This is a genomic window from Ensifer adhaerens, assembly GCF_001270265.1.
In the GTDB taxonomy this organism is placed as follows: Bacteria; Pseudomonadota; Alphaproteobacteria; order Rhizobiales; family Rhizobiaceae; genus Ensifer; species Ensifer adhaerens_B.
Map to the genome: position 1 here is coordinate 1 of NZ_LGAP01000006.1, position 13,856 is coordinate 13,856.

General features: G+C 63.2%; 15 protein-coding genes. 8 read left to right on the forward strand and 7 right to left on the reverse strand.

What is annotated here, in order from left to right:
* Positions 1-298: 298 nt before the first annotated feature.
* The 6 genes from AC244_RS12420 to AC244_RS12445 form a co-directional block, all read right to left on the reverse strand.
* Positions 299-892, reverse strand: coding sequence for a DUF2585 domain-containing protein (locus AC244_RS12420; RefSeq protein WP_053249152.1), 594 nt, complete (start codon positions 890-892; stop codon positions 299-301).
* Positions 889-1,521 (reverse strand): septation protein A, encoded by a 633-nt coding sequence (locus tag AC244_RS12425; RefSeq protein ID WP_152975932.1) that lies wholly within the window; start codon positions 1,519-1,521, stop codon positions 889-891. The genes AC244_RS12420 and AC244_RS12425 overlap by 4 nt, the downstream gene beginning before the upstream one ends.
* A gap of 225 nt (positions 1,522-1,746) precedes the next feature.
* Complete coding sequence (gene ftsY, locus AC244_RS12430) at positions 1,747-3,408, reverse strand: signal recognition particle-docking protein FtsY (RefSeq protein ID WP_053249153.1); 1,662 nt, start codon at positions 3,406-3,408, stop codon at positions 1,747-1,749.
* Positions 3,409-3,426: 18 nt separating this feature from the next.
* Positions 3,427-4,701 carry a tRNA (N(6)-L-threonylcarbamoyladenosine(37)-C(2))-methylthiotransferase MtaB gene (gene mtaB / locus AC244_RS12435; protein ID WP_053249154.1) on the reverse strand — a complete coding sequence of 425 codons (1,275 nt, stop codon included), beginning with the start codon at positions 4,699-4,701 and terminating at the stop codon, positions 3,427-3,429.
* Positions 4,698-5,603 carry a diaminopimelate epimerase gene (gene dapF, locus AC244_RS12440; RefSeq protein WP_202596069.1) on the reverse strand — a complete coding sequence of 302 codons (906 nt, stop codon included), beginning with the start codon at positions 5,601-5,603 and terminating at the stop codon, positions 4,698-4,700. The genes mtaB and dapF overlap by 4 nt, the downstream gene beginning before the upstream one ends.
* Before the next feature lie 92 nt (positions 5,604-5,695).
* Positions 5,696-6,709: an MBL fold metallo-hydrolase gene (locus AC244_RS12445; protein ID WP_053249156.1), complete on the reverse strand. Its 1,014-nt coding sequence runs from the start codon at positions 6,707-6,709 to the stop codon at positions 5,696-5,698.
* 129 nt (positions 6,710-6,838) lie between these two features.
* Between AC244_RS12445 and AC244_RS12450 the strand changes: the two genes are divergently transcribed.
* The 6 genes from AC244_RS12450 to trmD all read left to right on the forward strand — a co-directional run bounded on the left by AC244_RS12450 (position 6,839) and on the right by trmD (position 11,318).
* The gene (locus AC244_RS12450; protein ID WP_053249157.1) at positions 6,839-7,321 is read left to right on the forward strand and encodes a MarR family winged helix-turn-helix transcriptional regulator; all 483 of its coding nucleotides are present in this window, start codon (positions 6,839-6,841) and stop codon (positions 7,319-7,321) included.
* Positions 7,322-7,637: 316 nt separating this feature from the next.
* Positions 7,638-9,200 carry a signal recognition particle protein gene (gene ffh / locus AC244_RS12455; protein ID WP_053249158.1) on the forward strand — a complete coding sequence of 521 codons (1,563 nt, stop codon included), beginning with the start codon at positions 7,638-7,640 and terminating at the stop codon, positions 9,198-9,200.
* Positions 9,201-9,213: 13 nt separating this feature from the next.
* Positions 9,214-9,549 (forward strand): chorismate mutase, encoded by a 336-nt coding sequence (locus AC244_RS12460; protein WP_053249159.1) that lies wholly within the window; start codon positions 9,214-9,216, stop codon positions 9,547-9,549.
* A 37-nt stretch (positions 9,550-9,586) separates the two neighbouring features.
* On the forward strand, positions 9,587-9,961 hold the full coding sequence (gene rpsP, locus AC244_RS12465) for a 30S ribosomal protein S16 (RefSeq protein ID WP_025425174.1): 375 nt from the start codon (positions 9,587-9,589) through the stop codon (positions 9,959-9,961).
* Positions 9,962-10,053: 92 nt separating this feature from the next.
* Positions 10,054-10,614, forward strand: coding sequence for a ribosome maturation factor RimM (rimM, locus tag AC244_RS12470; protein ID WP_053249338.1), 561 nt, complete (start codon positions 10,054-10,056; stop codon positions 10,612-10,614).
* 11 nt (positions 10,615-10,625) lie between these two features.
* Positions 10,626-11,318, forward strand: coding sequence for a tRNA (guanosine(37)-N1)-methyltransferase TrmD (gene trmD / locus AC244_RS12475; protein WP_053249160.1), 693 nt, complete (start codon positions 10,626-10,628; stop codon positions 11,316-11,318).
* On the opposite strand, the gene AC244_RS12480 is transcribed toward trmD, so the two are convergent.
* Positions 11,300-12,046 carry a sulfite exporter TauE/SafE family protein gene (locus AC244_RS12480; protein ID WP_053249161.1) on the reverse strand — a complete coding sequence of 249 codons (747 nt, stop codon included), beginning with the start codon at positions 12,044-12,046 and terminating at the stop codon, positions 11,300-11,302. The genes trmD and AC244_RS12480 overlap by 19 nt on opposite strands.
* A 325-nt stretch (positions 12,047-12,371) precedes the next feature.
* Here AC244_RS12480 and rplS point away from each other — a divergent pair, with 325 nt between their 5' ends.
* Together rplS and AC244_RS12490 are read left to right on the forward strand one after the other, a co-directional pair.
* A complete protein-coding gene (gene rplS / locus AC244_RS12485; RefSeq protein ID WP_053249162.1) occupies positions 12,372-12,914 on the forward strand; it encodes a 50S ribosomal protein L19 in 543 nt (180 codons plus the stop codon).
* A gap of 127 nt (positions 12,915-13,041) precedes the next feature.
* A complete protein-coding gene (locus AC244_RS12490; RefSeq protein ID WP_053249163.1) occupies positions 13,042-13,851 on the forward strand; it encodes a transporter substrate-binding domain-containing protein in 810 nt (269 codons plus the stop codon).
* Positions 13,852-13,856 lie beyond the last annotated feature (5 nt).

Consider the following 13,856-nt stretch of genomic DNA (forward strand, 5'->3'; position numbering starts at 1 on the left):
GATCGTCGCCATCGTCGCAACCATGCGAAAGCTGCTCACCATCCTCAGCGCCATCATCCGGGACCGCAAACCATGGCAAAACGCTTGACCCACAAGACAGTCGCTCTCCCCGCTTGCGGGGAGAAGGACATCTGCGGCGCCCGCCTACCCTAATCCGCATTGCCTCGACGACATGCACGACGACCGCTACTCCGTAGAGCAGCGACGGAGGGGACGAGAGCGCCTCAACTCCCTTCTCCCCGCCTGCGGGGAGAAGGTCGCGGCAGCGGGATGAGGGGGAAGGCGAAGACCGGCTCGACTAAATCCCCGCCTGCCACGCGCGGATTGCATCCAGCGGCCAGACCAGCATCAGCACGTTGAGGGTCAGGTTGTCGCGGATCAGCCAGCCGGTGAAGAGTTCGAAGCCGATGGCAATCAGCACCGTCAGCCAGACGGGCATGCGGGCGGCAAACATGAAGCCCGCGACCATGGCCAGCGTGTCCATCGTCGAATTCAGGATGCTGTCGCCGAAATAATCGAGCGAGATCGTCGCCGAGCGGTAGCGGTTGATCACCACGGGGGTGTTTTCGGCAATCTCCCAGGCTGATTCGATGACCATCGCCAGGAACAATTTGGCGGTCAGCGGCTTGCCGCGCAGAAGCAGGTGGCCGAGGCCGTAGAACAGGAAGCCGTGGATGATGTGCGACGGCGTGTACCAGTCGGCGATGTGCTGGGAATTACCGCTCGATTTGACCACGCCCTCGAACAGTTTGACGTAGCCGCATTCGCAGATCCAGATACGGCCCATCAGATGCTGGGTGATGACCTGTATGGCGAGAACGCCGACACAGGCTACAAACCAGAGCAGCGCACGCCGGTTCTGACTGTCGTTGCCGTCGATGGCTGTGCTCACTCAGCGCTATCCTGTTCAAGCGAATGCTTCATGATCAACGGCATTTGGGCCAGTGTAAACAGGATGGTGATGGGCATCGTGCCCCAAACCTTGAACGCGACCCAGAAATCGGTGGAGAACGAGCGCCAGACGACCTCGTTGAGCATGGCGAGAACGAGGAAGAACACGCCCCAACGCACAGTCAGCTTGCGCCAGCCGTCTTCGTCGAGCTTGAAGGCGGAGTGGAAGACGTAGCCGAGCAGCGACTTGCCGAAGAGAAGCCCGCCGAGCAGGATGCTGCCGAACAGCGTGTTGACGATCGTCGGCTTCATCTTGATGAAGGTGTCGTTCTGCAGCCAGAGCGTCAGCGCGCCGAAGACGAAGACGACGATGCCGGAGATCAGCGGCATCATCGGCAGCGTGCGGGTGAGCATCCAGGAGACGGCGAGCGCGATTGCGGTCGCGGCCATGAACAGGCCCGTCGCCACGAAGATCGGGCCGCCGAGTTCGGCCAGCGTCGGGAAATGCCCGGCCAACCACTCGCCGCGGGAATTGGCGAAGAAGAAGACCATCAATGGCCCCAGTTCCAGCACCAGCTTCAACAGCGGGCTGACTTCCTTCTGCGGCTTGGTAGCCTCGATCGTCGACATTTCGGGATCCTGTTTTCGCATGTGCCTGCCGCTCATAACACCAGCTTTGCGGCAAAACCATATCAAGGCAGCCGGCTTGCGCAAACGCCACTGCATAATTCCCTAAATCGAAATCGATCTAGGCACAAAATTATGCAGCAGATCAAAGTGTTACAGCGACGTTTGCGCAGGCGCGCGGCGCTGTATGGTGGTGCGCGTCCAATATGACGTGGCGGACATCCGCCGTCAGGCGGCGACGCCCGCGATCGCCTCGGCAAAATCCTTGGCCTCGAACGGTTCCAGATCATCGATGCCTTCGCCGACACCGATGAAATAGACCGGCAGCTTGTGCTTGGCGGAGATGGCGACAAGAATGCCGCCGCGGGCCGTGCCGTCGAGCTTGGTCATGATCAGCCCGCTGACACCGGCGACGTTGCGGAAGATCTCCACCTGCTGCAGGGCATTCTGGCCGGTGGTGGCGTCGAGCGTTTGCAGCACCGTGTGCGGCGCATCCGGATCGAGCTTGCCGAGCACGCGCACGATCTTTTCTAGTTCCGCCATTAGTTCGGCCTTGTTCTGCAGCCGGCCGGCCGTGTCGATGATCAGCACGTCGGCCTTCTTTTCGCGCGCCTGCTGGAAGGCCTCGTAGGCAAGGCCGGCGGCATCGGCGCCGAGCTTGGAAGAAACAATGTCGGACTTGGTGCGCTCGGCCCAGATCTTCAGCTGCTCGATGGCGGCGGCGCGGAAGGTGTCGCCGGCGGCGAGCATCACCTTGAGGCCGGCACCAGACAGCTTGGCTGCAAGCTTGCCGATCGTCGTGGTCTTGCCGGTGCCGTTGACGCCGACCACCAGGATGACGTGCGGCTTGTGGCTGAGATCGAGTTCCAGCGGCTTGGCGACGGGCGACAGCACCTTGGTGATTTCGCCGGCCATGATGCGCGACACATCCTCGCCGGAAACGTCCTTGCCGTAGCGCTCGGAGGCAAGCGTATCGGTGATGCGCATCGCCGTCTCGACGCCGAGATCGGCCTGGATCAGAAGATCTTCCAGATCCTGCAGCGTCGCCTCGTCGAGCTTGCGCTTGGTAAAGAGGCTGGCGATCTGGCCCGTCAGTTGCGACGAGGTGCGCGCGAGCCCGCGGCGCAGGCGTTGATACCAGGTGAGCTTTGGTTGCGGCGCGGCAACGGTTTCGTCCTTTGCGCGCTCGGCGGCGCTGGCAAAACCTTTGGGAAGGCTGGCTGCGATGGGTGCTTCGGGGACAGAGGTCTCAAGGACTGGCGCCTCGGCGACCGGCGCCGCGGAAACACTGTCGTTCTGTTCAACGATTTCCTCGGCGAGTTCCGCATCTGCGGCCGGTTCGTCGCTCGCGTTGTCGTCGCCTGATTGATCTTCAACGGTGGCGAGTTCTTCCTGCTCGGCCAGATCCTCAGGCGTGACAGACGGCTCTTCCGGCACGGATTCCTGAAGTGCGCCGTAAGCTTCAAGCGCCTCTTGCGCCACCGGCGACAGCTCTTCCTGTTCTGCGGCGGGTTCAACAGACGCGACCGCTTCGTTGCTGACGACAACGTCCTCGTCGCTGCGGGCCTCGTCCGGTGCCGGTCCGCCTGCGGTCTCGATCTCGGCCGGCAGGATCGGGTCCTCGACGGAAAGCGGCAGGGCTTCGAGGTCCGACAGCGGTTCAAGCAGCTCTTCGGAGGTTTCTTCGGCCGGGGGTTGCTCGGCAACGGGCTCGTCGACGAGCACGTCGACCGGGGCAATCTCCTCGGGGACAGCCGGCTCCGGCGCCGGTTGCGCTTCAGCCGGAACCGTCGCCGCGACGTCAGCCTCCGGCGCGGCATCCTGCGGCTTGGTTTCCTCGACAGTGCCCTTGCCGAAGGAGAAGATCTTCTTGATGAAACCGATTGCCATTCAGGGATTCCGCATGAGTCAGGCCGCAGCCATCTGTTTTACCTGCATCGTCAGATGCTTGCCATTGTGGCCGGCGATCGTGACCGGCACAAGCGCACGCGGTTTGAGGCCGGCGGCATCGACGAGCGTGAAGTTTTCCGTGTGGGCGAGGCCGTTGTTTTCGACCAGCAGCATCTGCTCGCTGCCGACCATGCTTTCGAGGTGGCGGGCATGGAGTGCAGCACCCGTCGCGCGAAGCCGCGCGGCGCGATCCTTGACCAGCGCCCGGTCGAGCTGCGGCATCCGCGCTGCCGGCGTGCCGGGGCGGGGGCTATAGGGAAAGACATGCAGGTGGGCGATGCCGCAATCCTCGGCAAGCCGCACGGCGTTTGCGAACATGTCTTCGGTTTCCGTCGGGAAGCCGGCGATCATGTCGGCGCCGAGGCTGATCTCGGGGCGCAAGCGCCGGACCTGATCGGTAAAGGCGCGGGCGTCCGCACTCGAATGGCGACGCTTCATGCGTTTCAGGATCATGTCGTCGCCATGCTGCAGCGACAGGTGCAGGTGCGGCATGAAGCGCGCTTCGTCGGCGATCAGATCGAACAGATGGCTGTCGGCCTCGATGCCATCGATCGACGAGAGGCGCAGGCGGCGGATGTCCGGAACCTGTTTCAGCAGCGTCTTTGCCAGCAGTCCGAGTGTCGGCGTTCCCGGCAGGTCGGCGCCGTAGCTCGTCGCATCGACGCCGGTCAGGACGATCTCGCTGTAGCCGCCGTCGACGAGCTTACGCGCCTGGTCGACCACCGCACCCATCGGCACGGAACGGGAATTGCCGCGGCCGTAAGGGATGATGCAGAAGGTGCAACGGTGATCGCAACCGTTCTGCACCTGGATGAAGGCGCGCACGTGACCGTCGATATGCTTGACCATCTGCGGCGCGGTGGCGCGCACGCTCATGATGTCGTTGACGCGCAGCTTTTCTTCCGCCGAAACGCCGAAGTCGGGCAGGGAGCGATAGGACGCGCTTTTCAGCTTCTCCTCGTTGCCGAGCACGGCGTCGACCTCGGCCATGCTGGCGAAGACTTCCTTCTCCGTCTGGGCGGCGCAGCCGGTGACGATGATGCGGGCATGCGGGTTGTCGCGGCGGGCGCGGCGGATCGCCTGGCGCGCCTGGCGCACGGCCTCGCCGGTCACCGCGCAGGTGTTGACGAGGATGGCATTGTTCAGCCCCGCCTTTTCGGCTTCCGCCCGCATCACTTCGGATTCGTAGGTATTGAGACGGCAGCCGAAGGTTATGACCTCGACGCCGCTCAAAGCGCCCGGGCCCCCGCGGTTCCCGGTTGGGCCTCATCGCGCTGCCAGGCGCCGCTGGCGGGATCGACGGTTCCAGACCATTCCCATTCGGCAGGGCCGGTCATGACGACGTGGTCGTCCACTTCGCGCCATTCGATCGACAGCGGGCCGCCGGGCACGTTGACGATCACCTTGCGATCGGTGCGGTCGGTTCGGGCGGCGTTGACTGCCGCGGCGCAGGCGGCAGAACCGCAGGCGAGCGTCAGGCCGGCGCCGCGCTCCCAGGTTCGGAGATCCATCTCGCCGCGCGAAAGCACGCGCGCGATCGAGATGTTGGCCCGCTCGGGGAACATCGGATGGTTTTCGAGCAAGGGTCCGAAGCGTTCGAGGTCGTAGGACCAGACGTCGTTGTCGACCCAGAAGATCGCGTGCGGATTGCCCATGGAGGCGACCGACGGCGAATGCAGCACGGGATTGTCGATCGGGCCGATCTGCAGTTCGATCCGGCGCGTGTCGTGAAACTCTTCCGACAGCGGAATTTCGTTCCAGCCGAAGCGCGGGCTTCCCATGTCGACGGAGATCGTGCCGTCGTCATGCTCCCTGGCTTCGAGCAGGCCGGCAACCGTATGGAAGAGAAAGGCCTTCTTGCCGGTTTCGGCGGCGAGCGCCTGGACGACGCAGCGGGTGCCGTTGCCGCAGGCCTGCGCCATCGAGCCGTCGGAATTGACGATGTCGATCCAGGCGTCGGTGCCAGAGGCCTTCGGATCGTGGATCGCCATGATCTGGTCGAAGGCGGTGGCCGGATCGGCGTTGAGCGTTATGGCTGCCTGCGGCGTGACGCGGTCGCGACGGCCGCGCATGTCGACGACCAGGATCTTGTTTCCAAGCCCGTTCATTCTGGCAAATTGCACGTTGTCGGCCATGTCGCGATTGTCCAAACCGGCCTCGCCAAGCGGAGGCACCCTTCATTCGGGCTGTATATGGCGGAAAAGCCCGGAAATTACCAGTGCCGGCTTCATTGGCCCGTCGGGCCTGAGGGCGGCACATCGAAGATTTCGCCCGGGCGCATGGCCCTGAAGCGGGTGCGTGCGATTTCGGCCTCGTCCAGTGCCTGTTCGAGTGCCCGCACGGGAGCATCGACGCCTTCATCGGTCAGGCGGAAGGTTCCCCAGTGGTGCCCGGCCACGTGCTCCGCGGCGCAGTCGATCATGCCCTGGACGGCCTCCTCCGGGTTCTGGTGATGATCCTGCATGAACCAGCGCGGCTCGTAGGCGCCGAAGGGCAGGTTGGCGAGGCGGAAGCCGCCATGCTTTTCGCGGGCTGCGCGATAATTGATGCCGCCGTGAAAGCCGGTGTCGCCGACATGATAGATCTTGCCGACCGGGGTCTCGATGACGAAGGCCGCCCAGAGCGCCATGCGGCGGTCGCCGGAGCCGCGCGCCGACCAGTGATGGCAGGGCTCGGCATGGATCACCAGTTCGTCTTCGAGGTCCAGCCGGTCGCCCCAGTCGAGAACGGATATGGTCGCGTCCGGCACGGTGCGGCGGATGATCGTATCGTTGCCGAGCGGCGTGACAATCAGCGGGCTGTGCTCCTCGTTGAGGGCTGCCAGCGTGTCGAGATCGAGGTGGTCGTAATGGTTGTGGGTGACGAGCACGAGGTCGATCGGCGGCAGATCGTCCATCTCGATGCCGGGTGCATTGCGCCGCGACGGGCCGACGAGGGCAAAGGGGCTCGCCCTGTGGCCCCAGACCGGATCGGTCAATATGTTGAAGCCATGCACCTGTATAAGCAGGGTCGCGTGGCCGACCATTGTCACGCGCAGGCGATCGGCCTCGATGCTCAGTTCCGGCTTTGCCTGTGCGAACGGGCTTGGATAATGCGCCGGCCACTTCACCTTGCCGCGGCCGAGCTGCCAGCGCAGAAGGGCGGCCATGCCCCGCGGCTGCCGGCCGTTGGGGTTGAAGAACCGCGTTCCGTCGAAGTGGTCGGAGGCAGGCCCCCGGTAGTAAGGATTGACCTTCGGCATCGTCGTTTTCCGGCGATTGTTCGGTGGCAATGTCTTAAAGACATAGGCGCTTGCGGTGCGCCGTGACAGGGTGAAGGGGCAAGGTTTAAGAAATTCTTGAAAATAGCAACTCAATTGCTATCGTGCCTTATGCTAATTCGCTTCGACAAACAGGAACGTCTCTACAAGGCCATCAAGCTGGTCCGGCCAATCCATCTCAATGTGCATCGCTCGATCGAGCACATGCTGGAGGGTTCGGGCATATCCGTCGCCGAAAGGGCGGTGCTGGAGCTTCTCTGCCTGGAGCCGTTGACGGTGCCCGAGGCGGCGCGGCGCCTGTCGATGAAACGGCAATTCGTGCTGCGCGTCGTTGTCGGACTGCTGGAAAAGGGTTTTTTGGAAAAGCGACCCAACCCGGAACATCGGCGCGCCTATTTCTGTGCGCCGAGCCTTGCCGGTCGCGACCTGTTCGAGGCAATCCACCGACGCGAACTCGAATTGTTGCACGCGGTTCTGGGCGATATCAACCAGACCGAAGTGGTCGCGGCACTCAGGGTCATGACGCGCGTCGCGACGGCGTTCGAGGACCTGGCGCGCGAACTCGGCGCACCGGACAGGAAGGGGGACCCATGATCGCGGTTCTCTACCGGCTTGGCGCCGTCGTGATCGTCGCGGCCGCCGCCGTTGACTGAAATCCCTGCCGCCGGATTTGCCTGTCGTTCTTGACTTTTCGGCCGCTTTCCTGTTTATCGCGGCAAATTCCTTCGCAAGTTGATGACTTCGAAGCCACCGACCGGGTCCCGTAAAGGTATAAAGAGAGCCCGGAGGTCAACATCCGACAGCGCGTTGCGCCCTCGGGTGGTTTTTGGCTTTGCGCCTTGTTTTTCAGGCGAAGGAACCCACGTTTCCGGCTAGTCTCCATGCCACCGGAAACCAGAAGGAAGTGAGAATGTTCGAGAGCCTCCAGGACCGCCTTGGTTCCATATTGAATGGACTGACCGGCCGCGGCGCATTGTCGGAAGCAGATGTTTCCGCGGCGCTTCGCGAGGTTCGCCGTGCGTTGCTCGAAGCCGACGTCGCCCTCGACGTCGTGCGCTCCTTCACCGAAAAGGTTCGCGAGAAGGCGGTTGGCGCGGAGATCGTGAAATCGATCAAGCCGGGGCAGATGGTCGTCAAGATCGTCCATGACGAGCTGATCGAGATGCTGGGCTCCGAGGGCGTCACCATCGACCTCAATGCGCCGGCGCCGGTCGTCATCATGATGGTCGGTCTGCAGGGCTCGGGCAAGACGACGACCACCGGCAAGATCGCCAGCCGGATGAAGACGCGGGACAAGAAGAAGGTCCTGATGGCTTCGCTCGACACCCGTCGTCCGGCTGCCCAGGAACAGCTTCGCCAGCTCGGCGTACAGACCGGCGTCGATACGCTGCCTGTTATCGCCGGCCAGTCGCCGACCGATATCGCTGCGCGCGCTGTGCAGGCCGCCAAGCTCGGCGGTCACGACATCGTCATCCTCGACACCGCCGGCCGCACCCATATCGACGAGCCGCTGATGATCGAGATGGCGGAAATCAAGCGGAAGTCCAATCCGCATGAGATCCTGCTGGTCGCCGATGCGCTGACCGGTCAGGATGCCGTCAATCTCGCCCGCAACTTCGACGAACGCGTCGGCATCACCGGCCTGGTGCTCACCCGCATGGACGGCGACGGCCGCGGCGGTGCCGCCCTTTCGATGCGTGCCGTCACCGGCAAGCCGATCAAGCTCATCGGCGTCGGCGAAAAGATGGGTGAACTCGAAGAGTTCCATCCCCGCCGCGTTGCCGACCGCATTCTCGGCATGGGCGACATCATCTCGCTCGTCGAAAAGGCTGCCGAAAACATTGACGCCGAAAAGGCGGCCGCGATGGCCGCCAAGATGGCGAAGGGCAAGTTCGACCTGAACGACCTGGCCGACCAGCTGCGCCAGATGCAGAAGATGGGCGGCATGGGCGGCATCATGGGCCTGATGCCGGGCATGGCCGGCATGAAGGACAAGATGGCCTCGGCTGGTCTCGACGACAAGCTGTTCGGACGCCAGATCGCCATCATCTCGTCGATGACCAAGGCCGAACGCGCCAACCCGGATATGCTGAAGCACTCCCGCAAGAAGCGCATCGCCGCCGGTTCCGGCACGGATGCTGCCGACATCAACAAGCTTCTGAAGATGCACCGTCAGATGGCGGACATGATGAAGATGATGGGCGGCAAGGGCAAAGGCGGCATGATGAAGCAGATGATGGGCGGCCTTGCCAACAAGATGGGCCTCGGCGGCCTTGGCGGCGGCGGCATGCCCGATCTGTCGAATATCGACCCCAAGCAGCTCGAAGCATTGCAGAAGCAGGCGGAGGCGGCCGGCCTCAAGCCCGGCGGCATGCCGGGCCTCAGTGGCGGTGGCCTGCCCGGTCTCGGCGGCGCCAAGCTTCCGGGCCTTGGCGGTTTCCCCGGCCTTCCCGGCCTGCCCAAGAAGAAGTGAGGATCGGTGAGAGATGATTGATCCCGAGATCAAGAAAGAATTGGCGGGTTACCGGCAGTCGATCGACAACATCGATGCCGCGCTCGTTCACATGCTGGCCGAACGGTTCCGCTGCACCCAGGCGGTCGGCGTTCTCAAGGCCAAGCACAATCTGCCGCCGGCCGATCCGGCGCGCGAAGAATACCAGATCGAACGCCTTCGCCATCTGGCGAAGGATGCCAATCTGGATCCGGATTTCGCCGAGAAGTTCCTGAACTTCATCATCAAGGAAGTCATCCGGCATCATGAAGCCATCGCCGCCGATCGCTCGCAGTCCGCGGGCAACGTCGGCACCACCCATTCCGCTTGAACGAAGCGGTCAAGAAAGCCTGCAAGGAGTTACTCAAATGGCACTGAAAATTCGTCTCGCCCGTGGCGGTTCCAAGAAGCGTCCTTACTACCAGATCGTCGTTGCCGACGCCCGCAGCCCGCGTGACGGCCGCTTCCTCGAGAAGATCGGTTCCTGGAACCCGATGCTCGGCAAGGACGACGAAAAGCGCGTTGAGCTCAACGCCGAGCGCATCAGCCACTGGATCGCCCAGGGCGCCCAGCCGACCGACCGCGTCATGCGCTTCCTCGACCAGGCCGGTATCGCTCAGCGTCCGGCTCGCAGCAACCCGAACAAGGGTCTGCCGGGCAAGAAGGCTCAGGAGCGCGCTGCTGAAGCCAAGCAGAAGGCCGAAGACGCCGCTGCTGCCGCTGCCGAAGGTGCTGCGGAATAATATCCGGCAAACGGATGTGGAAAACGGGCGGCATTCCCATGCCGCCCGTTTTCCGTTATGTGCACCCTGAAATCCTGAAACGGATGCGGATGATGAGCAAACTCGAAAACCCGGTTCTGATGGCGACTGTCGGCGCGGCCCAGGGGCTGCGCGGCGAGGTCAGGGTCAAATCCTTCACCGAGGATCCGACCGCGCTTGGCGATTACGGCCATCTTCATAGCGCCGACGGGCGCGTGTTCGAGGTGCTGGAGGTCCGTGAGGCCAAGAACGTGGTTGTCGTCCGCTTTCGCGGCGTCAACGACCGCACGGCCGCAGAGGCGCTCAACGGTCTCGAATTGTTTGTCGATCGGGACAATCTGCCGGACGACGATCTCGACGAAGACGAATTCTTCTATGCCGACCTTGAGGGCCTCGAGGCCATCGACGGCAGCGGCAAGAGCTATGGAACCGTGACCGGCGTGTTCGATTTCGGCGCCGGCGACCTGCTTGAGCTCAAGGGACCGGGCAAGCGCCCGGTGCTCATCCCGTTCACCGAGTGGTCCGTTCTGGAAATCGATCTGGAAGGCGGCAAGCTGCTGGTCGATCCGCTGGCTGCCGGCCTCATCGACGACAAGGACGAGCCCGGCAGCCCGTTTTCGGCCAAGCGCAAGTGAGCGGTAAGGCAATGCCCTTCCGTGCGACGGTGCTCACGCTCTATCCCGAAATGTTCCCCGGCCATCTCGGCGCCTCGCTTTCGGGCCGGGCGCTGGAGCGTGGCCAATGGTCGATCGATGCCGTGCAGATCCGTGATTTTGCCGAGGACAAGCATCGCACGGTCGACGATACGCCGGCCGGCGGCGGCGCCGGCATGGTGTTGAAGCCCGACGTTCTTGCCCGTGCCATCGACGAAGTGTCTCAGGACGATCATCGCCCGCGGCTGCTGATGAGCCCGCGCGGTCGGCCGTTGACGCAGAAACGCGTCCGCGAACTTGCCGACGGCCCCGGCGTGGTGATCGTCTGCGGCCGGTTCGAAGGCGTCGACCAGCGCGTCATCGATGGGCGCGACCTCGAGGAAGTCTCGATCGGTGACTATATTCTGTCCGGCGGCGAGCCGGCGGCACTGACGCTGCTCGACGCCGTCGTGCGCATTCTGCCCGGGGTGATGGGCAACGAGCTGTCGGGCGTTCATGAAAGCTTCGAAGGCGGGTTGCTGGAGCATCCGCACTATACGCGCCCGCAGGTCTTCGAGGGCAGGGAGATCCCGCCGGTGCTGACCTCGGGCAATCACGGCGCGATCGCCAAATGGCGCGAAGCCGAAGCCCGTCGGCTGACCGAGGAGCGTCGGCCCGATCTCATCGCTCAACCCGTGAAAAAGTAATAGGCGGCGAGCAACAGCCCGACTGCCACGACCAGGGCGCGGATTACCGCCTGCGGCACGCGCCGGGCCGCCCAGACGCCGAGATAACCGCCGAGTGCTGCACCTGGAACCATGATCGCCGCATGCAGCCACGACACGACGCCGCCGGCGGCGAAGATGACGATGGCGATGGTGGCGATGACGATGGAGATGAAATTCTTGAGCGCGTTCAGGCGGTGATAGCCGCCGCCGGTGGCAATCCCCAGCACGGCCAGCATCATGATGCCCATGCCGGCACCGAAGAAGCCGCCGTAGATCGAGGTTGCGAACTGGCTGACGATGCCGGCCGGGCTGATCGCATGTTCGTCGATGCGGGCCTTGGGCTTCAAGAGCGGCCCGGCGGCGAAGATCGCCGTCGCGACGATCAGCAGCCAGGGGACCAGCGCGCGAAACGAAGCGTTCGACAGGGAGATCAGCAACACCGCGCCGACAAGCCCGCCGACCGCCGAGATGACGCCGAGCAGGATCGCCTGGCGGCGGTCTGCGCGGATCTCCTTGGCATAGGCAAGCGCCGAGGTGATGTAGCCGGGAAGCTGGATGATCGACGACGTCGCATTGGCGACAATGGGCGACAACCCGCCAAGGGTCATGGCGCCGAAGGTGAGGAAGGTTCCGCCACCGGCAATCGCATTGACCATGCCCGACAGGAGACCGGCGACGAAAAGCAGAATTATTTCGAAGAAATGCATGGTCTCCCCCTACCACTCCGCCCGGCATAACCCGCAGACTCTGCGGCCGCAAGCCCGCGCTCGCATGCATTTCCATGCGCGTTATTTCGAATTCTCTGATAGAATTCGCGCCGAACGCCTCCATGGCCCGGAAAATATGGCTTGCGGGGATGACAAGCGGGGTTTCTTCGTGTAAGTGCCGCCCCGGTTCGGGTTTTTTGCCCGTCGACCACCAACAAAGAATGGTGAATCCGCTCCTGCCGGGTCCGGCAACATCTGAAGGCAAGTCCGACAGGTCGATCGAGAGCGCTCTGGCTGTTTCAGAAGAACTTGAAAGGTTAACCCGATGAACATCATCCAGCAGCTGGAAGCCGAACAGGCCGCCAAGATTGCCGCCAAGCGCACGCTCCCCGATTTCTCCGCAGGCGACACGCTGCGCGTCAACGTCCGCGTTGTCGAAGGCACACGTACCCGCGTTCAGGCCTATGAAGGCGTCTGCATCGCTCGCTCGGGCGGCGGCATCAACGAGAGCTTCACCGTTCGCAAGATCTCCTACGGCGAAGGCGTCGAGCGCGTATTCCCGGTTTACTCCCCGCTCGTCGAGAGCGTTGAAGTGGTTCGCCGCGGTAAGGTCCGTCGCGCCAAGCTCTACTACCTGCGCGATCGTCGCGGCAAGTCGGCTCGTATCGTTGAAAACACCGGTACCCGCGCCCGCAAGCTGAACGACGCCGAACGCCAGGCCGTTGCCGAGGAAAAGGCACGGATCGAAGCTGAAAAGATCGCAGCAGCACAGGCTCTCGCAGCCGAAAAGGCAGCAGCAGAAGCCGCCGAAGCTAAGGCAGCAGCAGAAGCCGCTGAAGCCAAGGCAGCAGAAGCCGCAGCGGAATAAGATTTCAATCCTTTCGGATTGTTGGAAAGGCGGCCTCGGGCCGCCTTTCTTTTTTGGTACTATGCGCTTGTCTTTTCTCCACAATCCGTGACATTTTTCGCTGCCACACTTTTCGGGAGCTCTTCCAATGACAATCCGTCGCCATGTGCTTGCGGGCATCGCAGCTGCACTTGCCGTTCCATTTGCTTTTTCCGCACCGGCGTTCGCCAGCGACCTGCCGGATCTCGGCGGCAAGACGGTTGTCGTCGTCACGGAAAATGCCTACCCGCCGCTGCAGTTCGTCGATCCCAAGACCGGTGAGGCGATCGGCTGGGAATATGACGCGATGAACGAGATCGCCAAGCGTCTGAACTTCAAGGTCGAGTACCAGAACACCAGCTGGGACGCGATGATCCAGGCGGTGCATGACGGCCAGTACCAGATCGGCATGACCGGCATCACCATCAAGGACGACCGCAAGGAGAAGGTCGACTTCTCCGACCCCTACATGCGTTCGCAGCAGTTCATGCTGGTGCGCGGCGACGAGAACCGCTTCACCGACGGCAAGAGCTTCGGCGCCTTTGCCGACGGCCTGGTCGGTGCGCAGCCGGGCACTTCGCCGTTCTACACTGCCGTCTACGAAATGCTCGACGGCAACGAGCAGAACCCGCGCATCAAACTGTTCGAGACCTTCGGCGCCACCGTGCAGGCACTCAAGGCCGGCGACGTCGACGTCGTCCTGACCGACAGCGTCGCCGCCAAGGGCTATGTCGATTCGTCCGAAGGCAAGCTGAAAGTCGTCGGCGGCCCGCTCGGCACCGAGGACTTCGGCTTCATCTACCCCAAGGGTTCGGACCTGGTCGCTCCGGTGAACGCCGCGATCAAGGCTCTGAAGGAGGATGGAACCTTCGACGCCTTGGACAAGAAGTGGTTCCTCGACTACAAGATGGGCGGCTGATCGCA